The sequence below is a fragment of the Komagataeibacter sp. FNDCF1 genome, from assembly GCF_021295335.1.
GTDB lineage: Bacteria > Pseudomonadota > Alphaproteobacteria > Acetobacterales > Acetobacteraceae > Komagataeibacter.
In genome coordinates, this window is sequence record NZ_JAIWOT010000001.1 from 2,748,759 (window position 1) to 2,774,868 (window position 26,110).

Sequence of the window (26,110 nt, forward strand, 5' to 3'; positions counted from 1 at the left end):
TCCATGGTAGAGAGAAAACATGCGGGTTCTGGTTCTGGGCGGCACAACGGAGGCAAGGCAGCTTTACGGGCTGCTGGAACGCCACGCCACGCGTTTTTACACCACTGTTTCGCTGGCCGGTGTCACGCGTGCGCCCGTGCTCCCGGCGCTGGAAGTCCGCATTGGCGGCTTTGGCGGGGCGGAAGGGCTGCGTGACTGGCTGCTGGCGCACCACATCGGGGCAGTGGTGGACGCCACTCACCCTTTTGCCACGCAAATCAGCGGCAATGCGGTACACGCCTGTGCGGCAGCGCATGTGCCGCTGCTGCGCGTGGAGCGGCCCGGCTGGATCCCTGCGCCAGATGACCACTGGACCATCGTGCCCGACATGCAGGCCGCCGCCCGCGCGCTGGGTACCAGACCCCGGCGCGTCCTGCTGACGGTCGGCCGCAAGGACCTGCTGCCTTTTGCCGGTGCCGGTCTGCATGACTGGTTGCTTCGCAGTGTCGATCGTCCCGATGACAGCCTGCTGCCACCGGGCTGCCGGGTGCTGCTGGCACGTGGCCCCTTTGATGAAGCGGGTGAGGAAGCCCTGCTGCGCCAGGAGCGGATCGGGGTGATCGTGACCAAGAACTCCGGCGGCAGCGCCACATATGCCAAGCTGGCGGCGGCGCGCAGGCTGGGGGTGGCGGTGATCATGGTGGCCCGTCCCCCCGTGGCTGCCGCCCGTACCGTGGCGGATGCTGCTGGCGCCATGGCATGGCTGGACGGGCTTCACGCGCACGGGGCCGCCACGCTGCGGGCGGTATAGAGCCATTTTTCCCCGTTTGTGCGGGTAATGACATGGGTCAGCGGGCAGCCGACCAGCACCAGCGTGCTCATGTCCACCTGCCCGGCGTCGGCATGGGCGATGTCGGTCAGGATCACGCGTTCATCCGCACGGCCGATGGCGCGCGCGAAGGCGACCGGCACCGTGCCGGGCAGGATGGTGCGCAGCAGGGCAAAGGCCTCGCCCAACTGGTCCGGCCGTGCCCTTGAGCGCGGATTGTACAACGCGATGACCAGCCCCGCCCCGGCCGCGGCCGCCAGCCTGCGGTGGACGACCTCACGCGGCTTGAGGTTGTCGGACAGCGAAATGACACAGAAATCCCCCCCCAGCGGGGCCCCCAGCCGGGCTGCCGCCGCCAGCACGGCAGACAGGCCGGGAATGACCGTAACCTCCACCCCGCGCCATGCGGCGGGGCCGTGGTCAATGGCCTCGAACACCGCACTGGCCATGCCAAAAACGCCTGCATCCCCACCCGATACGACGGCCACGGTCCGGCCCGCCAGCGCCAGTTCCACCGCATGGCGCGCGCGGTCCAGTTCCACGCGGTTGTCGCTGGCGTGGCGCACCACGTCCGGCCCGGCTTCAACGCGGGCCACATAGGGGGCGTAGCCGATCAGGTCGGTGGCCTGCGCCAGGGCCGCATCGGCCTCGGGCGTGCGCTGGGCTGTATTGCCCGGGCCCAGCCCCACGACAAAAATCCGGCCCGTGCTGTCCGTCATCGCGCGCCCTCCCGCCCGGGGACGAGGATGATGGAGAAATAGGGTGCCGGCCCTGTCATGTCGGCAAGCTTCATGCTGCGCTGCTGCGGCTGGGTCGCGCGCTCGACGTAGATCGCACGTGCCTCCCGCCCCGTGGCGCGCAGTGCGCGGCGCACCTTTTCCAGGTTGCGGCCCAGCTTCATGATCACGGCGGCACTGGCATGTTCCAGCCACTGCGTCAGGGCCGCTTCATCCAGCGTGCCGGGTATGACGCACAGCACGTCATCGCCATGCACCATGGGGCGCTGTGCCGCCGACCAGCAGCCGCTCATGGCGGTAATGCCGGGCACGATGGTGCACTCAAAGCGCTCATGCAGCCGGTCGAACACGTACATGGCCGAACCGAACAGGAAGGGATCGCCCTCGCACAGCAGCGCCACGTCCGTGCCCGCCAGCAGGTGATCGGCCACCTGCCGGGCGCAGTCATCATAAAAGGCGGCCATGCGCACCAGATAGGCCGGGTCGCTGACCGCGATCTCGGTGGTGAAGGGATAGGCAAAGCGCAGGGTGGTGGCGCTGGCGGGCAGGCTGTCACCCGCAATCTCGCGTGCATGGCCGGGACGGTCATGGCGGCAGAACCAGGCAATGACCGGGCTTTCGCGCAGCAGGCGCGCGGCCTTTACGGTCATGAGTTCCGGATCACCCGGCCCCATGCCGAGTATGGACAGGCGGCCTGCCTGTTTACCCTGCGTCATTCCGCTTCACTCGCCAGCGCGTTGACGGTGGCCGCCGCCATGGCGCTGCCGCCCAGCCGCCCGCGCACGATGATGAAGGGCAGGTCGCCAAACTCCGCCAGCGCTTCCTTGGATTCGGCAGCACCGACAAAGCCCACCGGCATGCCGATCACGGCGGCGGGGCGGGGTGCGCCAGCCCGGATCATTTCCAGCAGGTGGAACAGTGCCGTCGGCGCGTTGCCGATGGCCACCACGCTGTCCTTCAGGTCACTGCCCCAAAGGTCCATCGCGGCAGCCGAGCGGGTATTGCCGATTTCTTTTGCAATGGCGGGCGTGCGCGGGTCGCGCAGGGTGCAGATGACCGGATTGTCGGCAGGCAGGCGTGCGCGGGTCACGCCGTGCGCCACCATGTTCGCGTCACACAGCACGGGCCGGCCCGCCAGCAATGCTGCGCGCGCACGGGTCACGAAATCGGGCGACATGCGGATGGATTGCGCCACATCCACCATGCCGCAGGCGTGGATGATGCGCACGACCACGCGGGCCTCGGCCTCGCTCAGGCCGCTCAGGTCGGCCTCGGCGCGGATGATGGCGAAGGACCGGGCATAGATGGCCGCGCCATCGTGGATGTAGTCGTACGGTTCCGTCTGCGGGGTCATGCCGGTCGTGTTCTCCCGTTGGGTTGGGTGGCGTCCTGTTGGGTGCGGGGCCAGCCCCGCATGATCCGCTGTATCTGTGCCAGCGAAAGCCCGCTGTCTACAGGTGTCTCGTCCGCCCGGCCATGCGGGCACAGGCTGTAGCCGTCCGTGCCCGCCACCAGTGTCAGGTCGGCAGGCGCGGGATGGGCGCATCCCTTGGTGCAGCCCGAGACATGCAGGCGCAGGTCTGGTGGCAGGTCGGGGGCAAGGTAGAGCGCATCGGCAATCACGTCGCGTGGGGCGCAGGCGCAGCCACGTGCGCCGATGCACGCCCATATCCGCAGGCGCGGATCGGCCGGGTCGGTTATCAGGCCGGGCAGGGGCGGCGGGGCGGCGCACTGTTCCATGACAAACGCGCGCCAGGGGGCAACGCGCATGTGGCCATTGCCCCTGTCCGCGCACCACCGGGCCACGCCGTCCAGCAGGTCGGCATCGATCGGGCCGGGGGGCAGGACGGCACCCATGGCGTGGCCGGGCAGGGGGCCTGCCAGCGGAGGGGGCACATGGCGGCCCTGTGGTGCGGGCCGTGTGGCATCCAGCACGCCAGCGGCTGCAAGGGCGGCATCGGCCTGTGCCGGATTGCGCAGCGGGCGGGCGGGTGCATCCAGCGCCGCCAGCGCATGGGTGAGTGCCACGACCATCTCCACGCCAGCCGCCCCGGTGCACGGCCAGCCCCGCGTCCCGCACACCACAAGCCAGCCCGCCCTGCCTGCACGCAGCACGATATCCGCCCGCAGGGTGCCGGTGGGCACGTAGCCCCCGCATTCCACCGCAATGGCGAATTTGGCGGGAAGCCCACGCAGGCTGGTGGCACCGGCAAGGGCGGCATCGAGCGCGCGGATGACATCGGGCGCATCGGGTGCGGCGTGCGGGTCGATTCCAGCCAGGGGGGAGAGCAGCAGGCTGCGCCGGGCCTCGGTCGCGGCGTCCGCGCTGGCAAGGCCCGCCTCATGCATGTCACGGGCAAAACCGTGCGCGCTGTCCGGTGTCAGGCCGCGCAGCTGCAGGTTGCCCCGGCTGGTCAGTTCGATCAGTCCGTTGCCATGGGTGCGGGCCGCGCGGGCAATGGCATGGGCCTGCCGGTCCGACAGGCGGCCAAGCGGTGGCCGCACGCGCACCAGCCAGCCATCGGCGGCTTCCATGGGGGTATGCAGGCCGGGACACCAGCCGCGCACGCTGGGGGAAGTGGTCATGGCGCGGGATCAAGCAGCATGGCAGCGCTGTTGGCGCGCGGGCGCCACAGGTCGCGCTTCAGGGCATCGGCCAGCAGGCGGCGGATGGCCGCATGGGCATCGGGGTTGGCGTCCAGCAGGAAGGCATCCATTTCCGGGTCATCCAGCACGGCGGCGAATGTCAGGTCGAACTGGCGGTCAAGGCGCGTGGGCAGGGTGGCGGCAAAGCCATGCAGGGCCTGCGTGGTACGGGCGATCTCGGCCGCACCCCGGTAGCCATGGCGGCGCATGCCCGCAAGCCATGCCGGGTTGGCCAGCCGCCCGCGCACCACGCGCGCTACTTCCTGCGCTGTGGCACGCAGGCGGGGGGCATCAGGGCGGGAGGTGTCGCCATGCACAAGGCGGGGCGCATTGCCCAGCATGGCGGCGGCGGCGGCCATGCCGCCTTCATGGGTGGCGGCCTCCACGCTTTCCAGAATGTCGGTTTCCGCATTGTCCTGCATGTGCAGCACGATGGCGGCCTGCGTCATGCGGGCGGCCAGCATGTCGGGTGCCTGCGTGCCCTCGCGCGCACCGCCATAGGTCCAGGCGGAACCGTTCAGCCATGCCGTGCCCAACTCGTCACGTGCCTGCCATGCGCCACTGGCCAGCATGTCCTCCACCCCGGTGCCATAGGTGCCGGGTGCTGCGCCAAACATGCGTGCCGTGGCGGCATGCAGCGCATCCCCTTCCAGCCCCGCCGTGCTGGCGGCCAGCGGGTTGAGGTCGGGGGATTCGGCGGTGCGCGCCGCAATGGCCTGCACCGCCTGCTCGAACAGCGCGATCTGGCCGGGAAAGGCATCACGGAACAGGCCCGACAGGCGCAGCGTCACATCCACGCGCGGGCGGTCGAGTACCGCCATGGGAATGATCTCGATGCCCGTGACCCGGCCCGATGCACCATCCCATACCGGCTTCACCCCCATCAGCAGCAGGGCCAGGGCCAGGTCCTCGCCGCCGGTGCGCAGGCTGGCCGAGCCCCACAGGTCGATCACCAGGCTGCGCAGCGGCTCACCCTGCTCCTGCAGGTGTTCCTCCAGCAGCAGGTCCGCGCTGCGCTGCGCCAGCACCAGTGCCGAGCGGGTGGGAATGGCGCGCGGGTCCATGGCATACAGGTTGCGCCCCGTGGGCAGCACGTCCGCCCGCCCGCGCGTGGGCGCACCGGCGGGCCCCGGGGGCACGAACCGTGCATCGAGTGCCGCCAGCAGCGCCTGGCCTTCCGCCTGCCCGCAGGCATGCAGCCGGGCCGGGATGTCTGCCGGGGCCTGCGCACCGCAGGAGCGGGCGATGGCATGGGCCAGTTCCGCCATGCGTGGCGGGGGACAGCCAAAGACATGCAGCCCATCGCGGATCTGCAGGTCTTTCACATCACACAGATAGGCATCGAGGCGGGCAAGGGCCTCGTCCTCGTCCGTGCCGCGGTCCACGCCGCTTTCGCCCAGCAGGCCGAGGCTGTCGGCGCGTTGCAGGATCTCGCCACGCAGGATCGCGCCGCGCCTGCGGTCCAGCCCGTCGGCTGCGGCATATTCATCAATCAGGCGTTCCAGTTCGCCCGTATCATTGCCGGTGTACCCTGCCGCCATGATGGGCGGGGTCAGGTGCCCGATGGTCACGGCCCCCAGCCTGCGGCGTGCGGCGGCTGCCTCACCGGGGTTGTTGACGATGAAGGGGTAGATGACCGGCATGCCGCCCACCAGCACCGACGGCCAGCAGGTGACTGATGGGGCAGCCGCCTTGCCCGGCAGCCATTCCAGCGTGCCATGCGTACCCAGATGCACCATGGCATCCAGTTTCAGCCCGTGCTGCAACCACAGGTAGAAGGCCACATAGGCATGGCGGGGTGGCGTGTCGGGGTCATGATAGCCGCCATGGCGGTCGGTGGTGGTGCCACGGTCGGGTTGCAGGGCCAGCAGGATGTGACCCAGCTGCACATGACGCAGGAGGAACTGGCCATCGGTGCAGGCCGGGTCATTTTCCGGTGCGCCCCAGCAGGTTTCAAGCGCGTCCTGTAATGTGGGCGGCAGGTCCGCCAGCCAGCCCCGGTATGTGGCAACGGATACGAAGGGCCGCGCCGGGGCGCGCGCCAGCGCGTGGGCCAGTTCGTCCGCCGTGGGCAGGGGCGTCCTGCCCGTATCGTAGCCCGCACCGTCCAGCAGGCGCACGATGTGCTCCAGGCTTGCAAAACTGTCCAGCCCCACCGCATGCGCCGCCTGCCCGGTGGGGGCGCCCTGTGCGCCGGGATAGTCGGACAGCACGATACCGACCCGCCGCGTGGGTGCCGGTTCATGCCCCAGCCGCGCCCAGCCCGCCGCACGCAGGCAGGTAAGGTCGATGCCCGGCGGGTAGGGCACATGGCGGGCGGGCAGGCCGGGTGTGATTTCTTCCTTGAAGGAAATGGGGAAGGCGGGAATCCGCCCGTCCAGCTCCGGCAGCACGACCTGCATGGCAAGGTCTGCCTGTGACAGGCCACGCAGGCTGTCATGCCACAGGGCATGGGCAATGCCGGGCTGCTGCACCTGTAGTACCGGCACCCCGGCAAGATCAAGCGGGGAGGCGTTATCCACCCCCGTGCGGGCGGAAAAGAAGGTGGCGTTGATGATGACATCCGGCGGCGCCGCGGCAAGGCGGTCGGCCACGATGCGCACGGACGCCGCATCCTTGAGCGAGGTGACATAAACAAGGTCCGCCCCCATGCCATGGCGGCCCAGTTTGGCCGCCAGCGCCATGATGGGGTCGATATCCGCCGCCAGCAGGTGCGCGCGGTAGAACACCACCATGGCACGCAGTGGCATGGCCGGGTCGGCTGCCTGCAGCAGTCCGGCGGCGGGCAGGGGTTCGGGGGGCGTGTTCTCGTCCGGCCCGCGTCCGGCCAGATGCGCCATCAGCCGCAGGGCGGTGGCGGTATTGGTCGCCCCGCCCGCGCGCAGCTGGGCATCGAGGCGCGCGCGCAGGGGTTCCGCCACGGTGGAAAGTTGGGCAAGGCGCGCGTCATCGCGCCCGTCGCCCGCCACAAAGGCCAGCGGAATGCGGGCATGCCGACAGGCACGGGCCAGTTCCTCCGCCCCGTAGCGCCAGTATTCCAGCCCCCCCAGCAGCCGTACCACCACGCAGCGCGACTCCATGATGGTATCGGCCACATACAGGTCGACGGACATGGGATGCAGCAGGCGCGACAGGCTGGCGGCGCGCAGGCTGGCGGCGGGCGTATCGTCCGCCGCATGCGCCGCGTTCAGGCACAGCAGGTCACTGTCCGAAAACGACAGGAACACGATATCGGCCGGGGCATGCCCCAGATCCTGCGCCTGATCGCCGTCATCCAGCGTGCGGATTTCACGTGCCAGCAGATGCATGATGCCCGCCCCGTTCCCGTGCCTTTGGAATTACAAAAGTTTTTGGCGAAGCTTTGAATGCCGCCTTTTTGAAAAAAGGCGGCACCCAGAAACTTTTGTCAGTTACATTTACGCCAGCATGCCCGCAATCGCCGCCTGGTCCAGCCCCTTCTGGCCAATCACCACAAGGTTGCCGGTGCGCGGGCCATCCTTGGGCACCGGCTGGTCAAACTGGTGGCGGAAGCGGCTGCCCACGCCCTGCACCGCCAGCCGCATGGGCTTGCCCGCTACCGTGGCGTAGCCCTTCATGCGCAGGATGTCGTGCTGTTCGGCCACGGTTTTCAACCGGGTGATGAATTCCTCCACGCCGGCCTGTTCGGCAAGCGGCAGAACGAAGCTTTCGAAATCGTCATGCTCGTGCTCGCCGCCTTCCGCATCATGGTGGGATGGGCGGGCATCAAGATCGTCCTCCGCCGCCGCGTCCAGCCCGAGCAGGATGGCGGGGTCCACCTGTCCGTCATGCGCGCGCACCACCTTGACCGCGCGCGGGATCTCGGCACGGATCGCGGCTTCAACCGCATCGGCCTGTGCGGCGGTCATGAGGTCGGTCTTGTTCAGCACCACCAGGTCGGCGCACAGAAGCTGGTCCTCGTATACTTCGGCCAGCGGGTTGTCGTGGTCGAGCGAGGGGTCGGCGGCCTGCTGGCGGGCCACTTCTTCCGGGTCATCGGCAAAGCGGCCGGCGGCCACGGCGGGGCCGTCGACCACCGTCACCACGCCATCGACCGTCATGCGCGTGCGGATGGTGGGCCAGCCGAATGCCTTGAGCAGCGGCTTGGGCAGGGCAAGGCCCGAGGTCTCGATCACGATATGGTCGGGTGGCGCCTCACGGTCCAGCAGCGCTTCCATGGTGGGCAGGAAATCATCCGCCACCGTGCAGCACAGGCAGCCATTGGTCAGTTCCACGATGTCCTCGTCACGGCAGCCTTCCACGCCGCAGGCGCGCAGCGTGTCGCCATCTATGCCCAGCGTGCCGAATTCATTGACCACGATGGCGATGCGCCGCCCTTTTGCATTGGCCAGGACATGGCGCAGCAGCGTGGTCTTGCCCGCACCCAGAAAGCCGGTGATGACGGTAACGGGCACCCGCGCACGGGCGGTGGAGGGGGAGGTCATGGCAGTCAGGCTCCGGGAAAAAGCGATGCGGGAAAGCGGCCACGCACCATGTCCGACAGGCTGGCGGGCCTGCGCGATGGCATGACGGTGCCGCTGCGTGAGGCCGCGTAGGCCGCGATATAGGTCAGCAGGTCTTCCGCCTTTTCCGGGCCGAGATTGGCCAGCAGCCAGCCCCATTTGCCAGGAGCCGCCACCACGGCGGTGCAGCCGTCATTGCAGGCGGCAAGGCAGGAAACTTCGTGAACGACAACCCCCGTGCCGGTTCCGGCCAGCGCCAGCAGGGCATCATGCAGCTGCCGCCCCTGCGGGTTGTCGGATGCGGGCAGGCCGCGCCGGCACGTAACGCATACATGCAGGTGAACCGGTTCGGGACCGGCGGGGTCAGGCTGCGGGGGAATGGTCATCTGGCTGCGTGCCCTCCGTGCGGCGGTGCTGCGTGGGCAGCAGGGTGGCGGGGTGCACGGTTGCGGCCCCGCCCGCGCAAGCCCGCGTGGCGGTGGCCCATCGCGTGCCGGGCACCCCGCCAGCCATGCGATCAGATTCGGTCATGTCCATGGCCGCCGGGATGGCGGCACATGCGATGGCAGGTCTCCTGGCTTGTGGCGGAGGGCGGACCCTCGGTTTCCGGCAGCCTTCCCGGCCCGCCCTGAAGGCTGCGGCCAGTGACAATACCAGCCCCGTGGCGGGGCGGGCCGGAAAACAGCCACCTACAGTTGCGGGGGCAGCGACGGCCTTGCCCGGGGGCGCACCGTCTTCCCTATTCTCCCCCGAGGGGGAACCATCAGCCCGGGGTCTAGACGATCGGGACCCGCACTGTCAAAGAAACCCGGCATGACGCGGCATGCCCTGCCATCATGACAGGGGCGCACCCGCAACCGCCACGCGCCACTCCGCATGGCGGGTCAGCCGCGTGGTGGTGGATGGCGCGATATCAAGCCGTGCCAGCATGGCCGCCGTGCCGCCCAGCGCCGCCACCACGATCGCGCGCACGACCGCCGCATCGGCCAGCACCCGCAGCCGTGCCGGCGTGGAAGGCAGGGCGGCAAGCCATGCCTGCATCTGGCGCAGGTGGTCCGTCCGGCTCTGGCCATCCGGCGGGGCAAAATCGGGATCGGCCACCCAGCGGGAAAGATCCGTTGGGGGCAGGTCCTTCAGCGCCCGGCCCCGCCATGCCCCCATGTCCATGCCACGCAGGGCCGCGTCCGGCCGGAACAGGGGGGACGACGCCAGGCTATCCGCCAGTGCCGGGGGCGCCAGGGTCGGTTCCGCATCCTGCCCGCGCACAAGGGCCGGTGGCACGGCCACCAGCGCATCGGGATCGGGAAGCAGGCCCTGTCGCATGCTGTCGGGCGCGGGCAGGGCGATGCAGGTCAGGATCTGGTGCATGATGATGTGGCCTGCGTGAGGGGAAAGGGTGGAACCCGCAACGGAGTGATTGACCTTTCATGCCAATTTTGGAAACATGCCGCCAGATCCGGTTGGGAAAGCAGGCGTGCGCGCCATGTTCCGTGCATACTGCCCCGGGTCGTGCGTGATCCATGGAGTTTTCCGGTATGAGCCAAGATACATCCGTCCTGTCCAGCACGGGCATTGCCGCACCGCCGGTTTCCATCCCGGTGCGTGACCTGCTGCCGTGGGGTGTGTTCGGGCTGGTCCTGGCGTCGCTGCTGATCTATTTCGTCGGTGCGGAGCAGGGGGCGACTTCCCTCATTTCCGGCCATTACGTGCATGAGTTCGTGCATGATGGCCGACACCTGCTGGGCTTCCCCTGCCACTAGGCGGACACGGCGCATCACTGGCGCTGCCGGGCGGCATTTCCATGCGGGAATGCCGCTTTCTGCTGTCAGGACCCCTGTTTCAGCCGATATTGATGACCGTCCGCCCCCGGACGTGACCGGCCAGGATGCGCGGGGCGATGGTCGTGGCATCGGCCAGGGACGCATCATGCAGCATGCTGTCCAGCCGGGTCGGGTCGATGTCACGCTCAAGCCGTGCCCATGCCGCCATGCGACGCGGGCGCGGGCACATGACACTGTCGATTCCCTGCAGGCGTACATTGCGCAGGATGAAGGGGGCTACGGTCAGCGGCAGGTTCATGCCCCCCGCCAGCCCGCAGGCGGCCACCGTGCCCCCATGCCTGATGGAGGCGCACATGGTGGCCAGTGCCTCGCCCCCCACCACGTCGATTCCCCCGGCCCAGCGCGCCGTCTCCAGCGCCTTGCCCGTAAGGCCGAGCGTATCACGCGGCACGATCTCGGCCGCGCCCAGGCTGGTCAGGTAGGCATGTAGCTGCGGCCTGCCCGTTACGGCCACGACTTCGTAGCCCAGCTGCGCAAGCAGCATGATGGCCATGCCCCCCACGCCGCCCCCCGCGCCGCTGACGATGACCGGCCCGCTGGCCGGTGTCAGCCCACCGTCCTCCAGCGCCATCACGCACAGCATGGCGGTAAAGCCCGCCGTGCCGATTCCCATGGCCTGCCGCGCGGACAGGCCACCGGGCCGGGGCAGCAGCCACCGCCCCGGCAGGCGCGCCATGGCCGCAAGGCCGCCCCAGTGGTTTTCACCCAGTCCCCAGCCGGTGGCGATGACCTGGTCGCCGGGCTGGTAGACGGGATCATCCGACCGCACCACCTGCCCCGCCAGGTCGATGCCCGGCACCATGGGGAAGTGCCGCACCACGGGCGTGCCCCGGGTCATGGCCAGTGCGTCCTTGTAATTCAGGCTGGAATGGCTGACCGCCACCGTCACGTCACCTTCGGGCAGGGCCTGCGGGTCGACCTGTTCCAGCCGGGTGGTCACGACGCCATCGGCACGGTTGATCATGAGGGCCTCGAACATGCTGGCGTATTCCTTTGACCATGAAGGGGATGGTGCGCACGGGCCGTCCGTGATGTGATTTCATGCGTTATTTAGGTGTATTTTCCTATAGTTGGCTGGCCCATTTCGCATGAACGTGAAGGCGGAAAACGCAAAGAACCGTGATTGCAAAATGAATTTTCAAAAGACCACCCGGTCTGTTCCCTGAAACCCCGGCACTGGCCAAGGGTGGCCTGCCTCCCGCAAAAATGTGCAGGGCTGGTGTGATGTTTGCCCTGCTTCCCGCGATGGGAGCGGTGTGGTGTGCTGCCTGCTCCGCCACCACTGCACAGGCAGGAGGCATGCCGATGTCCGATGGTCCCGTTTCTTCCGTTTCCGCCCTGTCATCCATGAATACCCTGTGGCAGGCGCGTTATGGCACCCGGCCACCCCAGCCGCCTCTGCCCGAAAGTCCGGTGGCGCGCTGCCTCATGGCGCATCGTTCCATACGCGCCTTCAGCCCGGCGGCACTCCCCGATGGTGTGCTGGAAGCGGCGGTGGCGGCGGCGCAGTCGGCCTCCAGCTCATCGAACATGCAGGCCTGGAGCGTAATTGCCGTCCACGACGGGCAGCGGCGCGCGCGGATTGCGGAACTGGCGGGCGGGCAGGCGTTCATCGCGCAGGCGCCGCTGTTCCTGGCGTGGGTGGCCGACCTGTCGCGGCTGGAGCAGGTGGGCCGTACCCATGACCGTGCGCTGCCGGGACTGGAGTGCCTGGACACGTTCCTGGCCGCGGTGATGGATGCGGCGCTGGCGGCCCAGAACGCCGCCGCCGCCTTTGAATCCTACGGGCTGGGGATCGTGTATGTGGGCGGGGTGCGCAACCAGCCCGAAGCCATTGCCGCCGAACTGGGCCTGCCGCCGGGCACGTTTGCGGTAACCGGCATGAGCGTTGGCTACCCTGATCGCAATCATCCCACCACCATCAAGCCGCGCCTGCCGCAGCATGTCGTCCTACACCGCGAGCGGTATGATACGGCCGTGCCTGCCGCGGCCGATCTTGCGGCCTATGACGAGCGCCTGCGCATGGCGCGTGCCAGCCAGAACCAGCCCGCGCGCAGCTGGAGCGAGGCCATGCTGGCGCGGCTGGGCGATGTTGCGGCCCTGCACGGGCGCGAGCGCCTGCCCGAAGCCCTGCGGGCCATGGGCTTCAGGCTGGATCAGGCATGAAATGCGGACATGCCATGTCCGCACGGGGTTGACCGGCGGAATGTTCTGGTGAACTTCTGCTGGGACTGCCCGCGGCTGAGGCGGGCAGGCGCGCGCTCCCAGGATCGCGCCAGCGCCATGATGAAAGAGAAACAACGGCTATGGACAGCGCCACTTCCCTTCCCTTCACGCTTTCTCCCAATGCTTCGCCGGTCTCGACACAGCAGCGGGCGCAGATTCTGGCCAATCCCGGTTTCGGGCGTGTCTTTACCGATAACATGGTCGTTATCCGCTATCAGGAAGGCAGGGGATGGCATGATGCGCGCGTGCAGCCCTTTGCACCGCTTACGCTCAACCCGGCATCCGCCGTGCTGCACTACGCGCAGGAAATTTTCGAGGGGATGAAAGCCTACCGCACGGCGGAAGGTGGCATCACCCTGTTCCGCCCCCATGCCAATGCCGCGCGTTTCAACAGATCGGCCGACCGTCTGGCCATGCCCGAACTGCCCGAGGACGTGTTTGTCGAGGCGGTGCGCCAGCTTGTGCGCGTGGACCAGGCATGGGTGCCGGGCAGGCCGGATGAAAGCCTGTACATCCGTCCCTTCATGATTGCGAGCGAGACCTTCCTCGGCGTCAAGCCCGCGTCGGAATACCTGTTCATGGTCATTGCCTCCCCCGTGGGCGCCTATTTTGGCGAGGAGGCGGTCAGCGTGTGGGTGTCCGGTTTCTGTCGCGCGGCCCCCGGTGGCACGGGAGAGGCCAAGTGCGGCGGCAACTACGCCGCAAGCCTGCTGGCCCAGCAGGAAGCCAAGGGCCACGGCTGCGCTCAGGTTCTGTTCCTTGACGCGGTGGAACGCCGCTGGGTTGAGGAAATGGGCGGCATGAACGTGTTCTTCGTGTTTGATGACGGGTCCATCGCCACCCCGCCGCTGACCGGCACCATCCTGCGCGGCATCACCCGCGATTCGCTGCTGACCCTCGCCCGCGCGCAGGGGCTGACGGTGCGGGAGGAACCCTACGCCATCGACCAGCTTTATGCGGATGCCGCGTCCGGTCGCCTGCGTGAAGTCTTCGCCTGCGGCACGGCGGCGGTGGTCTCGCCCATCGGGCGCTTCCGCGGCACCAATGGGGATGCGGTGATCGGGGATGGCACGGGCATCGGCCCCGTGACGGCAAGGCTGCGTCAGGCCCTGATCGGAATCCAGCGCGGCACGGCGCCCGACCCGCATGGCTGGGTGGAAAAGGTGATCTGATTCTCCCCCGCGTGATCGCGGCCCGTCACCGTGGCCCGATCACGTACTGGCGGCCGGCACGCGGCCCGTCCCGTATTTCCGGACCGGGCAGAGGCGCTGCCGGGCATTCGTGAACCGGCATGCCGGCGGGCGCATCCCGTGCGGCAGGGTGCTAGCGAAGCTGGCTGTCCTTGCTGCCCCGGCGGTTGATGCCGGAAAAGACCGGTTTCCTGTCCCGTTCCGACTGGCAGTCAATACACAGCTTGACGCCTGGCATGGCTTTCTGCCGGGCCGGGGGAATGTCTTCCCCACATTCGCGACACTGGGTTTCGCTGTCACCCGTGGGAATATGGGCCCGCGCCCGTTTGACGGCATCTGCTATCGTATCGTCGATCTGGTCCTGTACGGCTCCATCGGGAGCCCAACCGGTGGCCATGCGTGTTCTCCTGAAATGAAAACACGCAGTATATCGCGTGGCGCCTGTCCATACAAAAGGGTTCATTGCCGACAGGACCGGAATTCATGGCCGGTCCGCAATGGTCCCCATGGCGCAATACAGGTCTGACAGGGGAAGAGCGGGCCCTGGAACGGTTGCCGGCCCGGTACCCGTGCAGCAGGCGGGGCGCCTGCCGCACGGGCGGATCGCGGTGGCCGTCATTCCGCCGGTGTTGCCGCCTCCTCGACGGGTACGTAAAGCTGGTTGCCGCTGTTGCGGAATTCTTCCTTTTTCTGTTTCAGCCCGGCCAGCCGCTGCGCGTCGGCCTTCAGGTCGTGGCTTATGCGCATGGAGCAGAATTTCGGCCCGCACATGGAACAGAAATGCGCGTTCTTGTGCGCTTCCCGTGGCAGGGTCTCATCGTGATAGGTGCATGCGGTATCCGGGTCGAGTGACAGTTTGAACTGGTCATTCCACCGGAAGTCGAAGCGCGCGCGGCTGATCGCGTCATCGCGGATGCGTGCTGCCGGATGCCCCTTGGCCAGATCGGCGGCATGGGCCGCGATGCGGTAGGTCACCACACCCACCTTCACGTCATTGCGGTCGGGCAGGCCCAGATGTTCCTTTGGCGTGACATAACAGAGCATGGCGGTGCCGAACCAGCCGATCATGGCAGCGCCAATGCCTGACGTAATGTGGTCGTAACCCGGTGCGATATCGGTCGTGAGCGGGCCAAGCGTGTAGAAGGGCGCTTCGCCACATTCACGCAGCTGCTTTTCCACATTGACCTTGATCTTGTGCATGGGCACATGGCCCGGCCCCTCGATCATGACCTGACAGCCTCTGGCCCATGCGATCTTTGTCAGTTCGCCCAGCGTTTCCAGTTCCGCGAATTGCGCCGCGTCATTCGCATCGGCAATGGAGCCGGGGCGCAGCCCGTCACCCAGCGAGAACGAGACATCATAGCGGCGCATGATGTCGCATATCTCCGCAAAATGTTCATACAGGAAGCTCTCGCGGTGATGGTGCAGGCACCACCCTGCCATGATCGAGCCGCCGCGCGAGACGATGCCGGTCACACGGTCGACCGTAAGCGGCACGTGGTGCAGCCGCACCCCGGCATGGATGGTGAAGTAATCCACCCCCTGTTCCGCCTGTTCGACCAGCGTATCGCGGAAGATCTCCCATGTCAGGTCTTCCGGCACGCCGCCGACCTTTTCCAGCGCCTGGTACAGCGGCACCGTGCCGATGGGCACCGGGGCGTTGCGCAGAATCCAGTCGCGGATGTTGTGGATGTTGCGTCCGGTGGACAGGTCCATCACCGTATCCGCGCCCCAGCGGATGGCCCAGACCATCTTCTCCACTTCCTCCGCCACCGATGAGGTCACGGCGGAATTGCCGATATTGGCGTTGACCTTCACCAGGAAGTTGCGCCCGATCACCATCGGTTCCAGTTCGGGGTGGTTGATGTTGGCGGGCAGGATGGCGCGGCCCGCCGCAATTTCGGACCGTACGAATTCAGGGGTGACGAATTCGGGTATGTCCGCCCCGAAATCCTCGCCATCGGCACGGCGGGCCGCCGCATCTTCGGCCGCAGTGGCGCGGCCCAGGTTCTCGCGGTGGGCGGCGTAGACCATTTCCTCGGTAATGATGCCCGCACGGGCAAATTCATACTGCGTGACCATCTGCCCCGGCCTGCCTTCATGCACCGTATGGGGGGCAGGGCAGGCAGGGACCAGATGCTCGCCTCTGGCAAAGCCGTTATCCTCCGGCCGGACGGTGCGTGGGGTGACGGCGGGCAGGCCGCGCGCCGCGATCCATGGCGCGCGGACAGGTTCCAGCCCGTGGCGTACGTCAATGCGCGCGGCAGGGTCGGTATAGGGGCCGGATGTGTCGTACACCCGCACCGGGGGTTCGCTGGCGCTGGGTTCAAGTGCGATTTCACGAAAAGGCACACGGATATGCGCGTGCCCTTCGGGTGTGGACCAGACCTTGGTGGACCCCATGATGGGGCCGGTGGTGACATGGTCGGGAGATGAAGGCGAAGCAACGGTGGTCATGGCAATGCTCCTCGCGTCCACTCCGACAGGGGGTGTGGGGGAGAAAACCGGGCGCCACGTTGCTTGCGTGTTCACCTGCGGGCGCCATGCCGCAGCCTTGTGCCGATTGTCTGCACCAGTCCCTCCGCCGGTATGAGCCGGATCAGGTTCCCCGGAACGCACGATGCGCCCGGCAGGGTCTCCGCGCGCATGGTTGGTCCATGCCAGCGGTCTCTCAGCCCCTTGACGGGACTCCCCTTGGTCATTTCAGGATCAGCAAACGCACGGTCCCTGTCAATACGCATGTGAGGGTGGCCGGACCGGGCGTGAAAAAGAATTCGTGTGCCGCCTTGCCTGTCGCCGGGTTGTGATAGACTGATGCATGGCATCAGCAACGGCACGAAAGCGCGATAGCATGGCAGGCAGCACGATTTCCGCGCGGATTGCACGGGGTGGCGGGCGGATGGTGGCCGACATGCCGCTGCCGGTGGCGGGGCTGATGAGTGACGCCCCGTTCGAGACCGTGCGCGACCGGCCTGATGTCCTGCGTGCCGCTGCCCGCGCGCTGGGCTGCGTGCCGGGCGAACCCTTCCTGCAGCTTGCCTTCCTGCCACTGCCGGTCACTGCGCATCTCAGGATCACGGATTTCGGCATGGTGGATGTCAACCGCATGGCGCTGGCCCGATAACAGGTGACGTGCAGGAATATCCCATGACGACAACCGCTGATCTTGCGCCGCCCCCCGCGCCGGGGGCCGTGGCCACGCTGCGCGCCTACCGCGCGGACTGGATGCACTTTACCCGCTGGTGCGCGGCGCATGCCCATGCCCCCATTCCCGCAACGCCGGAGGTGGTGGCGGCCTACCTGTGCAGCCTTGGGGAATTCGCGCCGGCCACCATCCGCCGCCGTCTTGCCGCGATTGGCAAGATGCACCGCTTCAACACCATGCCATGGGACGTGACGGATGCCCGCATCCGCGCGGCCCTTGCCCGGATGGTCGACCCGTCCCGCAGGGCCGCGCCACCGCCCGCCGTGGTGACGCCGGACATGCTGCGCACCATGGTGGAACGGTGTGGCGATGGCGTGCGCGGCCTGCGCGACCGGTGCCTGCTGCTGTTCGGTTTTGCCGGCGCCCTGCGCCGTTCGGAACTGGTGGGACTGCAGGTGGAGGACGTCGGCTTAACCCGCACGGCGCTGGTGCTGGCCATTGGGGAGGGGGAGGAAAACCAGCCGGTCAGCCTGCCCCTGCCAGCCGACCCGTTCCTGTGCCCGGCGGCCGCCTTCAGCGCATGGCAGCAGGTCGCGCATCGCCAGACCGGCCCGCTGTTCCGCGCCATTTCCAAGGGGGAGCGGGTGGGCGGGCGTGCGCTGACCCCCTATGCGGTGACCCGCATCCTGCAGCGCCGGGCGCTGATGGCTGAAGTCCCGCCCGATGTGGTGGCCCGGCTGAGTGCCCATGCACTGCGTGCGGGCTACATCGTGGAGTCGTTGCGGCAGGGGATGGAGACCACGGCCCTGTGCCAGCATACCCGCTACCGTGACCCGCGCGCCCTGCGCCCATATGAACGCCTGCTTGCCGATGACTGAAAACCTGCGTCTGCCCTGGGCTGAACTGCCCCCCACCAGGCAAGGCGGGGATGCCCCCGCCGATACCACCCGCCGCCCACCCGGCAGGCGGGGGCGGCGGCCACTTTCGTCATGGCCGAAACCCGCCGGGCCCGCGCCATGGCAATGGTGGCACCTGCTGGTGCACGGGCCGGATGCGGCCATGGATGCCTTCGGGGCGGAAGTGGCGGGCCCTGGCGTCATTCCATGGCCGTTCGATGCCGAACGGGTGGAGGAAGACATGTTCGCGCTCGCCATTGGCCACGACGGCCCCGCACGCGGGCGCGCCGGGATGTCCGTGGAAGGCTGCCGCATCCTTGCGCGCCAGTTCCGTGCCGCGGCCGAAGCGCGCCATGCCCGGATGACCCTGCGCCCGGCCGGTGCGTGCCCGCTGGACTTCCACCGCCTGATGCCCGTGCCCCGGCACATCCTGGCCCTGGGCGCCACGCACCCTGATGCACGGGCGTGGCTGCAGCGGCACTGGGGCATTGCCGAAGCCCCCCGGCAGGTCAGCCACCTGCCCGGCCGCAGGGCGGGGCGCAGGCTGCCACGTGGGCATCGGGCCATGGTCTACGGTTTCTTCACCCGTGGGGGGAACCCCGTGCCGGTGGTGCGCCGGGCGGAGGAGCATTACCCCCTGCTGGCCTTCCGCCTGACGGAACGGTCGCTGGCATGACGGGCCAGTTCACGCTGTTTGACGGCACGGTGCCCGATGGTGAACCGGTTGTCCGGCTTGCCCTCTATCATGGCGGGCTGTCACACCTGCTGCATCTGGTTCACGCGCGGGAAATTGACCTGGCCCGGCTGGATATTGTCACCCTGATCGACCAACTGGCCGAAGCCGCGCGGGCCAGGACAGCCCTGCCGCTGGGGTTGAAGGCGCAATGGGCGGTCATGGCGTCCGGACTGCTTCTGCTGCGATCGCGCCTGATGCTGCCAGCCGATGACCCCCGCCAGCAGCAGGCCACGCAGGAGGCGGCGGACCTGCGTACACGCCTGCTTGCGGCGGAGGCGGCAGCGGCCCTTGCAGGCTGGCTTGCCGCGCGGGCGCAGCTGGGGCGCGATGTGCACGGTTTTGGCGGCGCGCTGGCCCCTGAAAGTGACGAATCGGCCCAGTGGGAAGTGGACCGGATCGAATTCCTGTGGGGCTGTCTTGCGGTGTTTGACGGCAACTGGGGCGCCATGCCGGTGGAAACCCCCTTCTATGCCCCGGTGCAGCTGGACCTGTTTTCCGTGGAGGATGCGCGCACGCGCGTGCGGACCTGCCTGGAACGTGCGCGGCACACCCCGGTGCCGCTGGACTGGATGCTGCCCGAATGCATGCGTGATGGGGCCGTGGGCGGCCTGTCGCCGGGGCAGCGCCGTTCGGCCTGGAGCAGCACGTTCACCGCCTGCCTGGAAATGGTGAAGCAGGGCGAGGCCGTGGCCGACCAGTCCGGCCCGGACATGCTGCCACGCTTCAGCGGGATCATGGCAGGGGACGGAGGGGAAACCGAATCTGTTCTTCTCAAGAAATAAGGGAAAATCCGGCCGTCGTTTCGGCTTGTGTCTTGCACGTTCCTGCATTGATGTCAGAAATGACAATATTGCGTGGAAATAAGCCTTTTGCAGGCGAAGGACCGAATTTTTCCTTATTTTTTTTAACACTTTGCTTGACTGGGATTTTTTTTTGATCAAGCTGGCGGTAACGGTTTTTCACTGGTCTGCCGGATGGGGGAAGGGGCGGTTTCATCGCGCCGGTTCTTCCCGTTGATCATGGTCTGGCAGGCGGGACACTTCATAATAAGGCTATTTCAGGCAGATCAGGGTTGATTTCGAGTTGGTAATAATGTTTATGGATAAATTGTGATGAATGAGTGGTTTGGCCCATTGGGGCAGGGTGCATGCAGTGTCTGTGCATCGGCATATGCACTGCCTGAGGCTACGGCCATCATGCTTTTCCGTTCCGCCGGAAAAGGGGGTGGCCACGTTTCGCGGCTGAACCGGGGAGAACAAGGCGGATCGCATCAGTCGTTTCGTAGAAATCTGGTCATACTCCCGCAGTAAATTTGGTGAAATCAGAACATCCAGAATAAATTTTCCAATAATTCCTTCCTAAACTATGCCGTTCTGAGTGAGGTATGGGTATGACGTATGCGGAACAGAGTGATAACACACTACAAAAGGTAATAGTTTTCGTCCTGGTCCTGGTATTTGAAGGGCTGCTGGTTCTGGCGCTCCTGTATGGGCTTGGCTCCGCGCCTGACGCCCCGCAGGAACCGCCCAAGCCGCCTGTCGAAGTGCACATGATCAAGGAGCCGCCACCGCCACCGCCACCGCCGCCGCCGCCACCGCCGCCGCCGGAAATTACGCAGCCGCCGCCGCCGTATATTCCGCCGCCGAAGATCCAGGTGCCGACACCGCCGCCGCCGATGAAGGTGACGCACACGAAGCCGCCCAAGGCCATGCCGCCCGCCAAGGCGACCCCGCCGGCCGATGCGCCCGTGTCCAACGCGCCGCCCGTGCCTGATCACATGGCCGGAACGTCGCCGCTGAACCACGTGGTGCCGGAATATCCGGAGGAAATGTCGGAAGAAGGCCGCGAGGGCGTCGTGTCCGTGGCATGTGACGTGGAGCCGAGCGGTGTCACCAGCAACTGCCAGGTGGTGAACGTCAAGGGCGGTCAGGCTTTTGCCGGCGCCGCGCTGAAGGCGGTCCGTCGCTCACGCTATGCGCCGGCAGTCAAAAATGGTGTGCCCGTCAAGGAGTTCCACCATCTCTATACGATCACGTTCAGTCTGAATGACTGAGCCTGAGTATCAAGGTCAGGCACGGCGGGGGCCGGCAGCACCCCGCCGCCTCGGAAAAAACATCCTGCTCCAGAGGATTTTGGTTAAATGATCAGACTGCATCGTAAACACACTCTTGTTGCCTCGGCTGCTTTCGCTGCCATGCTGTGCGCGGCTTCCCCGCTCGCCGCGCTGGCACAGGATGCCGCCCCGGCCGCTAGCGATGCGGCCACGGCGCCTGCGGTTTCCGCACCGTCGACCGATGGCAGCGGCGCCCCCGCCACCCCGGCCCCCGGTGCCGATGCCCCGGCCGCGCAGGCCCCGGCAGATGCAGCCCCGGCTGCTCCTGCCCCCGCACCCGCTCCCGCAGCGGATGCAGCCCCCCCGGCCGACGCACCGCCCAAGGCACCTGAAGGCAACCCCTATGGCCTGGGCGCACTGTGGGCCAATGGTGACTTCATTGCCCGTGGCGTCCTGCTGATCATGGTCTTCATGTCGCTTGGCACATGGTACATCATGATCACCAAGTTCTTCGAGCAGGCCCGCGTCATGGCGGCTGCCAAGCAGGTGATGAGCGATTTCTGGACCAAGGGGTCCATCAAGGAAGGTGCCGCCGCACTGCCCGCGAACTCCCCCTTCCGCTACATTGCGGATACCGGTGTGAAGGCTGCCGAGCACCACGAAGGCACGATGCAGGAATCCATCGACCTGCATTCCTGGACCACCATGTCCATCCAGCGTTCGGTTGACGTGATCCAGACCAAGCTGCAGGGCGGCCTTGCCTTCCTCGGCACCGTGGGTTCCACCTCTCCGTTCGTGGGTCTGTTCGGCACGGTCTGGGGTATCTACCACGCGCTGACCGCCATCGGCATCGCGGGCCAGGTCTCGATCGACAAGGTTGCGGGTCCGGTTGGTGAATCGCTGATCATGACGGCCATCGGCCTGGGCACCGCGGTGCCGGCGGTGCTGGGCTACAACCTGCTGGTCCGCCGCAACAAGGGTGCGATCGACAAGGTGCGCAACTTCGCGGCTGACGTGCAGTCGATCCTCATGGGTGGTTATCGTCACGGCGCCGAGATCGTGGTGCATGCCGACAACTCCCCGACTACAACGACTATCGATAACCGGGTGGGCTGATCATGGGCATGCAAGTTGGAGGTGGCGGCGATGAAGACGAGGTGGTGTCGGCCATCAACACCACACCGCTTGTCGACGTCATGCTGGTGCTGCTGATCATCTTCCTGATCACCATCCCCGTCGCGACACATACCATCAAGGTCAACCTTCCGATGGATGCCAACCAGCCGACCCGCACGATGATGAACAACATCGTCATCGCGGTGACGCCAACCGGGCAGGCCTACTGGAACGAGACCCCCCTGAACAGCTATGCCGACCTGGAGTCCCACCTGGAGCACGTGGCTGCGGAAAACCCGCAGCCCCAGATCCAGATCCGTGGTGACCAGACGGCAAAGTACGAAGGGGTGGGCAAGGTGATCGCGGCCTGTCAGCAGGCGGGTATCGTCCACATTGATTTCATTACCGAACAGCCGCACGGCTGATATCCATTCCCGGCCGGGGCGCATGCCCCGGCCAATTTCGGGAGAGTAGACGCCATGGGCATGAATGTCGGCTCAGACAGCACCACAGAGGACGAAGGTATTGTCGATATCAATACCACGCCCCTGATTGACGTCATGCTGGTGCTGTTGATCATGCTGATCATCACCATTCCGCTCCAGACGCATTCAGTTTCCATCGACCTGCCGCAGGGCAATCCGCCGCCTTCCACCGCCCCTGATCCGGTTGTGGACACGGTGGCGATCGATTTTGACAACACCATCACCTGGAATGGCGAACCCGTTGCCGGTGATGCGGATCTGCAGGCCCGATTCAGGGATGCGGCGGCCCAGCCCGTCCAGCCGGAAATGCATATCCATCCTGACCGCCTGGCCAGCTACAAGGTTGTGGCCAAGGTTCTGGCGGATGCACAGCGCCTGGGTGTAAGCAAGCTCGGGATCATGGGCAGCGATCAGTTCATGGATGCGCAGTAACGCCATTCCCGTCCTGATGATCATATGAACAGGTCAGAATAGCGGCCCTTCCTTCCGGAAGGGCCGTTTTTCATATCAGTTGCCTAGTTGCCTAGTTGCGCAGGCGTCCCGTCCGGCATGGCCGGGACGTCTGCGCCACCCCGGGGGTGTCCGGGCCGAGCGCCCGGGCCCGATGGTATGTGGCACATACCCCGCAGCAGGCCCGGATCGCATGCAGGGGCCGGACCATCGCACCGGCACATCCCTGCGCGGCGGCGGCGTGGCGGGATGTCCGGTACCGGGTTACCGCCATGTGTTCCGCGGGTGCGCGCCCATGGTGGAATGGCATGTGCTCCTGCGCCGCCACAATCCGCCCGTATGGAGAAATGGAGCGTGACAGCAGAGACAGCCCATCGCGTGGACGAGATGCTGCCCACGGGCATGATGTTCGCTTTTGGCCTGCAGCATGCGCTGGTCATGTATGCAGGTACGGTCGCGGTACCGCTTGTCTTCGCGGCGGCGATGCACCTGTCCGCCGCGCAGATGATTGTGGTGATCAACTGCGGGCTGATGACATCCGGTATCGCCACCATCGTGCAGAGCGTGGGAATAGGGAAATTCGGCTCCCGCCTGCCCATCGTGCAGGGGTCATCGTTCGCCATGCTCGCCTCCATGCTGCTCATCGGGCAGGTTTATGGAATACAGGCGGTTTTTGGCGCGGTGATCGGCGCGGGGCTGGGCATGGTGCTGCTGGCGCCGGTCATGGCGCGGCTCATGCGCTTTTTCCCGCCGGTGGTGATCGCCTGCCTCATCACAACCATTGGCCTGACCCTGATTCCGGTGGCGGGACGCTGGATCGGGGGCGGCATGCCGGGGGCGCCCGGTTTCGGCAGTCCGGTCAACCTGCTGCTCGCCTTTGCAACCATTCTCATGACTGTGGCCGTGCAGGCATGGGGCAGGGGATTCATGGCCAGTATCAGCGTGCTGGTGGGGCTTGTGGCGGGCAGCCTCCTTGCGGCGCTGTGTGGGCTGGGGCATTACGCCATGGTGGCGCAGGCCCCGTGGTTTGCGGTGGGCACGCCCTTTGCCTTCGGCCCGCCGGAATTTCACATCATGCCCGTCGCCATCATGCTGCTGAGCATGGTCATCATCGTGGCGGAAACCACAGGCAACTGCCTGGCCGTTGGCCGGATGGTTGGTGTGCCGGTAACGGATGCCACCATTGCCCGTGCCCTGCGCGCCGATGGCCTGTCAACCATGCTGGGGGGCGTGTTCAACAGCTTCCCCTACAATGCGTTTGCCCAGAATACCGGGCTGATCGCCATAACCGATATCCGCAGCCGCTTCGTGGTGGCCGCGGCGGGGGGCATCATGATCGGGCTGGGCCTGTTTCCCAAGCTTGGCGCGCTGATCGCGGCGCTGCCGCCACCCGTGCTGGGCGGTTGCGGGCTGGTCATGTTCGGCATGACAACGGTGGGCGGCATACGCGAACTGCTGCATGTACGCTTCGAGGGTACGCGCAACGGCCTGATTGCCGCCGTATCCCTCGGGCTGGGGGTGTTGCCCATGGCGTGCCCGGACCTGTTTGCCCATCTGGGCGGGCTGTGGCGGCTGCTGTTGGGTAACGGGGTGCTGCTGTGCGTCCTGTCGGGTGTAATGCTCAACCTGCTGGTGGGAGACCGCGCGCCAGCCGTGGCGGATGCCGGCCCCATGCCACCGCCGCCTGAAGGCAGGCGGGTTGATAAGAAAAGATAAAAGCTTTCGGATGTCACTTTTTTGAAAGAAGGCGACATTTCCAGACGCTTCTTGAAAGCAACCTAGCCAAAAACTTCTTCATGACCTGCGGAAGTTTCAGTGGCGGTTTTTCTGAAACCGCCCCCTGCCTTCAGGCGGCGGGTGTGCGTGCGCCCAGCAGCCGGGCCGCGCTGCACAGCATGCCGATAAAGGCGACAATGGCGCCAAAGCCAAGGCAGCTACGCTCCGCATCATGTGCCAGCAGGCCAAAGGCCATGGCCACGAACATCGCCCCCGTGGCCTGCCCGCACTGTCGTGCGATCTGGACCATGCCCGATGCGCTGCCCGAGCGGCCCGGCGGCGCCGTGACCATCATGATGCGGTTGTTGGGCGGCTGGAACACCCCGAACCCCATGCCCGCCAGCGTGATGCGCCATGCGATATCGAACCAGCCGGGGCTGGCCGGGAGTAAATACAGGGCCACGAACCCCATGGATGTCATGAACAGCCCCACGGAGGACAGGATGGCGGCAGGCACCCGGTCCGACAGGCGGCTGATCAGCGGGGAAACCGCCATGATGCCGACGGGCCATGGTGTCATGAGCAGTCCCACGATTGACGGGGGGTAGTGGAACATGGACTGCAGCGTGAACGGGAACGAGATCATGAACAGGTTCGAGGCGACAAAGGCCACGAACCCGACCAGCGTGCCACTGCGGAAGGCACTGATGCGCAGCATGTCGATGGGGAACATGGGATGCGCCTGCCCGCGCTGGCGACGCACGAGCAGCCAGCCCGCCACAAGCCCGGTAGCCAGGAGCAGCATGACCTGCGCGGCGGCTGCATGATGGGCTACGGCGTCACCCGCCATGATCAGCGCGCCAAAGGCCAGTACGTTCAGCAGCGCGCTCGCCCCGTCAAACGAACCCGGACTGACCGGGGTACGCGGGAGCGAGACCAGCGCCAGCACAAGCGCCGTCAGCCCGAGCGGGATGTTGATGAGGAACAGCCACGGCCAGTTTGCAAATGACAGGATGATGGAGGCCACCGTGGGCCCGCCCCCCACGCCCAGCGCCACCATCACGCCATTGAGCGCAATGCCGCGCCCGATGATGGCATGCGGATAGATGAACCGGATCAGCGCGATGCTGACACTCATGATGCACGCGCCCCCCACGCCCTGCACCGCGCGTGCCAGCGCAAGGGCCAGCAGGCTGTGCGACAGCGCGCAGAACAGTGACGCCACGGTCAGCAGCGCCAGCCCGATCTGGCACAGCCGCGCAAACCCGATGCGCGTGCCAAGGGCGGCCATGGGCAGCAGAGAGACCACGCTGGCAAGCTGGTAGGCATTGACAATCCACACCGCCGAGGCGGCCGAGACATGCAGGTCCCCCGCTATGGTGGGCAGCGCCACGTTGGCAATGGCGTAATCAAGCAGCGCCAGCAGCACCGACAGCGCCACGGCCGTCACCGCGCGCACCCGTGCGGCGCCATGCAGGCCTTCGCCTTCGATCAGGACAGGTTTGGGCTGGGGGGGCATGGGCAGCGGCTTTTCAGGCGATGGTACAGGATATTCCGGACACACAACGATAGGCAGGGCGCGTC

General features: G+C 66.7%; 26 protein-coding genes, 1 pseudogene and 2 riboswitches. Of the genes and pseudogenes, 13 read left to right on the top strand and 14 right to left on the bottom strand.

Annotated features, from left to right (window positions below; all coding sequences use genetic code 11):
- Positions 1 to 19 precede the first annotated feature (19 nt).
- Entirely contained in the window at positions 20 to 790 is a 771-nt protein-coding gene (locus LDL32_RS12950) for a cobalt-precorrin-6A reductase (RefSeq protein WP_233067560.1), read from the top strand.
- Here LDL32_RS12950 and cobJ read toward each other — a convergent pair.
- The 9 genes from cobJ to LDL32_RS12995 all read right to left on the bottom strand — a co-directional run bounded on the left by cobJ (position 754) and on the right by LDL32_RS12995 (position 10,040).
- The gene (gene cobJ, locus LDL32_RS12955; protein ID WP_233067564.1) at positions 754 to 1,527 is read right to left on the bottom strand and encodes a precorrin-3B C(17)-methyltransferase; all 774 of its coding nucleotides are present in this window, start codon (positions 1,525 to 1,527) and stop codon (positions 754 to 756) included. The two genes, LDL32_RS12950 and cobJ, sit on opposite strands and share 37 nt — an antisense overlap.
- Positions 1,524 to 2,261, bottom strand: a complete 738-nt coding sequence (locus LDL32_RS12960) for a precorrin-2 C(20)-methyltransferase (RefSeq protein WP_233067566.1) — start codon at positions 2,259 to 2,261, stop codon at positions 1,524 to 1,526. Before LDL32_RS12960 ends, cobJ begins: the two co-directional genes overlap by 4 nt.
- Positions 2,258 to 2,899, bottom strand: coding sequence for a precorrin-8X methylmutase (locus tag LDL32_RS12965; protein WP_233067568.1), 642 nt, complete (start codon positions 2,897 to 2,899; stop codon positions 2,258 to 2,260). Before LDL32_RS12965 ends, LDL32_RS12960 begins: the two co-directional genes overlap by 4 nt.
- Positions 2,896 to 4,131 carry a precorrin-3B synthase gene (gene cobG / locus LDL32_RS12970; RefSeq protein ID WP_233067571.1) on the bottom strand — a complete coding sequence of 412 codons (1,236 nt, stop codon included), beginning with the start codon at positions 4,129 to 4,131 and terminating at the stop codon, positions 2,896 to 2,898. Before cobG ends, LDL32_RS12965 begins: the two co-directional genes overlap by 4 nt.
- Positions 4,128 to 7,499, bottom strand: coding sequence for a cobaltochelatase subunit CobN (cobN, locus tag LDL32_RS12975; protein ID WP_233067574.1), 3,372 nt, complete (start codon positions 7,497 to 7,499; stop codon positions 4,128 to 4,130). The genes cobG and cobN overlap by 4 nt, the downstream gene beginning before the upstream one ends.
- Positions 7,500 to 7,607: 108 nt before the next feature.
- Positions 7,608 to 8,654: a cobalamin biosynthesis protein CobW gene (gene cobW / locus LDL32_RS12980; protein ID WP_233067577.1), complete on the bottom strand. Its 1,047-nt coding sequence runs from the start codon at positions 8,652 to 8,654 to the stop codon at positions 7,608 to 7,610.
- Positions 8,655 to 8,659: 5 nt separating this feature from the next.
- Complete coding sequence (locus LDL32_RS12985; RefSeq protein WP_233067579.1) at positions 8,660 to 9,058, bottom strand: DUF1636 domain-containing protein; 399 nt, start codon at positions 9,056 to 9,058, stop codon at positions 8,660 to 8,662.
- Complete coding sequence (locus LDL32_RS12990; RefSeq protein WP_233067580.1) at positions 9,036 to 9,203, bottom strand: hypothetical protein; 168 nt, start codon at positions 9,201 to 9,203, stop codon at positions 9,036 to 9,038. The genes LDL32_RS12985 and LDL32_RS12990 overlap by 23 nt, the downstream gene beginning before the upstream one ends.
- 15 nt (positions 9,204 to 9,218) lie before the next feature.
- Positions 9,219 to 9,452, bottom strand: a riboswitch (cobalamin riboswitch).
- Between the two features lie 54 nt (positions 9,453 to 9,506).
- On the bottom strand, positions 9,507 to 10,040 hold the full coding sequence (locus LDL32_RS12995) for a histidine phosphatase family protein (RefSeq protein WP_233067582.1): 534 nt from the start codon (positions 10,038 to 10,040) through the stop codon (positions 9,507 to 9,509).
- A 167-nt stretch (positions 10,041 to 10,207) separates the two neighbouring features.
- Here LDL32_RS12995 and LDL32_RS13000 point away from each other — a divergent pair, with 167 nt between their 5' ends.
- Complete coding sequence (locus tag LDL32_RS13000; RefSeq protein ID WP_233067584.1) at positions 10,208 to 10,432, top strand: CbtB domain-containing protein; 225 nt, start codon at positions 10,208 to 10,210, stop codon at positions 10,430 to 10,432.
- Positions 10,433 to 10,511: 79 nt separating this feature from the next.
- On the opposite strand, the gene LDL32_RS13005 is transcribed toward LDL32_RS13000, so the two are convergent.
- Complete coding sequence (locus LDL32_RS13005; RefSeq protein WP_233067586.1) at positions 10,512 to 11,492, bottom strand: MDR family oxidoreductase; 981 nt, start codon at positions 11,490 to 11,492, stop codon at positions 10,512 to 10,514.
- A gap of 326 nt (positions 11,493 to 11,818) precedes the next feature.
- Here LDL32_RS13005 and LDL32_RS13010 point away from each other — a divergent pair, with 326 nt between their 5' ends.
- Together LDL32_RS13010 and LDL32_RS13015 are read left to right on the top strand one after the other, a co-directional pair.
- Positions 11,819 to 12,679, top strand: coding sequence for a nitroreductase family protein (locus LDL32_RS13010; RefSeq protein ID WP_233067587.1), 861 nt, complete (start codon positions 11,819 to 11,821; stop codon positions 12,677 to 12,679).
- A gap of 140 nt (positions 12,680 to 12,819) precedes the next feature.
- Positions 12,820 to 13,911 carry a branched-chain amino acid aminotransferase gene (locus LDL32_RS13015; RefSeq protein WP_233067589.1) on the top strand — a complete coding sequence of 364 codons (1,092 nt, stop codon included), beginning with the start codon at positions 12,820 to 12,822 and terminating at the stop codon, positions 13,909 to 13,911.
- 151 nt (positions 13,912 to 14,062) lie between these two features.
- Here the strand turns inward: LDL32_RS13015 and LDL32_RS13020 are convergent, their stop codons facing one another.
- Both LDL32_RS13020 and thiC read right to left on the bottom strand, forming a co-directional pair.
- Positions 14,063 to 14,326, bottom strand: coding sequence for a DksA/TraR family C4-type zinc finger protein (locus tag LDL32_RS13020; RefSeq protein WP_233067592.1), 264 nt, complete (start codon positions 14,324 to 14,326; stop codon positions 14,063 to 14,065).
- Positions 14,327 to 14,544: 218 nt separating this feature from the next.
- Positions 14,545 to 16,386, bottom strand: a complete 1,842-nt coding sequence (thiC, locus tag LDL32_RS13025) for a phosphomethylpyrimidine synthase ThiC (protein WP_305069321.1) — start codon at positions 16,384 to 16,386, stop codon at positions 14,545 to 14,547.
- Positions 16,387 to 16,487: 101 nt separating this feature from the next.
- Positions 16,488 to 16,634, bottom strand: a riboswitch (TPP riboswitch).
- Between the two features lie 188 nt (positions 16,635 to 16,822).
- On the opposite strand from thiC, the pseudogene LDL32_RS13030 reads away from it, so the two are divergent.
- The 4 genes and pseudogenes from LDL32_RS13030 to LDL32_RS13045 all read left to right on the top strand — a co-directional run.
- Positions 16,823 to 17,053: pseudogene (locus LDL32_RS13030) on the top strand (adenine deaminase C-terminal domain-containing protein); the annotation flags it as partial.
- A gap of 23 nt (positions 17,054 to 17,076) precedes the next feature.
- On the top strand, positions 17,077 to 17,952 hold the full coding sequence (locus tag LDL32_RS13035; RefSeq protein ID WP_233067594.1) for a site-specific integrase: 876 nt from the start codon (positions 17,077 to 17,079) through the stop codon (positions 17,950 to 17,952).
- On the top strand, positions 17,945 to 18,646 hold the full coding sequence (locus LDL32_RS13040; RefSeq protein WP_233068899.1) for a hypothetical protein: 702 nt from the start codon (positions 17,945 to 17,947) through the stop codon (positions 18,644 to 18,646). The genes LDL32_RS13035 and LDL32_RS13040 overlap by 8 nt, the downstream gene beginning before the upstream one ends.
- Positions 18,643 to 19,488, top strand: coding sequence for a hypothetical protein (locus LDL32_RS13045; RefSeq protein WP_233067596.1), 846 nt, complete (start codon positions 18,643 to 18,645; stop codon positions 19,486 to 19,488). Before LDL32_RS13040 ends, LDL32_RS13045 begins: the two co-directional genes overlap by 4 nt.
- Here the strand turns inward: LDL32_RS13045 and LDL32_RS13050 are convergent.
- Positions 19,478 to 19,702 carry a hypothetical protein gene (locus LDL32_RS13050; protein WP_233067598.1) on the bottom strand — a complete coding sequence of 75 codons (225 nt, stop codon included), beginning with the start codon at positions 19,700 to 19,702 and terminating at the stop codon, positions 19,478 to 19,480. The genes LDL32_RS13045 and LDL32_RS13050 overlap by 11 nt on opposite strands.
- A 388-nt stretch (positions 19,703 to 20,090) precedes the next feature.
- On the opposite strand from LDL32_RS13050, the gene LDL32_RS13055 reads away from it, so the two are divergent.
- The 5 genes from LDL32_RS13055 to LDL32_RS13075 all read left to right on the top strand — a co-directional run bounded on the left by LDL32_RS13055 (position 20,091) and on the right by LDL32_RS13075 (position 24,526).
- Positions 20,091 to 20,759, top strand: a complete 669-nt coding sequence (locus LDL32_RS13055; protein ID WP_370636701.1) for a TonB family protein — start codon at positions 20,091 to 20,093, stop codon at positions 20,757 to 20,759.
- Positions 20,760 to 20,846: 87 nt separating this feature from the next.
- Positions 20,847 to 21,875 carry a MotA/TolQ/ExbB proton channel family protein gene (locus tag LDL32_RS13060; protein ID WP_233067601.1) on the top strand — a complete coding sequence of 343 codons (1,029 nt, stop codon included), beginning with the start codon at positions 20,847 to 20,849 and terminating at the stop codon, positions 21,873 to 21,875.
- 2 nt (positions 21,876 to 21,877) lie between these two features.
- A complete protein-coding gene (locus tag LDL32_RS13065) occupies positions 21,878 to 22,300 on the top strand; it encodes a biopolymer transporter ExbD (protein ID WP_233067603.1) in 423 nt (140 codons plus the stop codon).
- A 54-nt stretch (positions 22,301 to 22,354) separates the two neighbouring features.
- Positions 22,355 to 22,792 carry a biopolymer transporter ExbD gene (locus LDL32_RS13070; protein WP_233067605.1) on the top strand — a complete coding sequence of 146 codons (438 nt, stop codon included), beginning with the start codon at positions 22,355 to 22,357 and terminating at the stop codon, positions 22,790 to 22,792.
- Positions 22,793 to 23,197: 405 nt separating this feature from the next.
- Positions 23,198 to 24,526, top strand: coding sequence for a nucleobase:cation symporter-2 family protein (locus tag LDL32_RS13075; RefSeq protein ID WP_370636770.1), 1,329 nt, complete (start codon positions 23,198 to 23,200; stop codon positions 24,524 to 24,526).
- A 130-nt stretch (positions 24,527 to 24,656) separates the two neighbouring features.
- On the opposite strand, the gene LDL32_RS13080 is transcribed toward LDL32_RS13075, so the two are convergent.
- Positions 24,657 to 26,045, bottom strand: coding sequence for an MFS transporter (locus tag LDL32_RS13080; protein ID WP_233067609.1), 1,389 nt, complete (start codon positions 26,043 to 26,045; stop codon positions 24,657 to 24,659).
- Between the last annotated feature and the right edge of the window lie 65 nt (positions 26,046 to 26,110).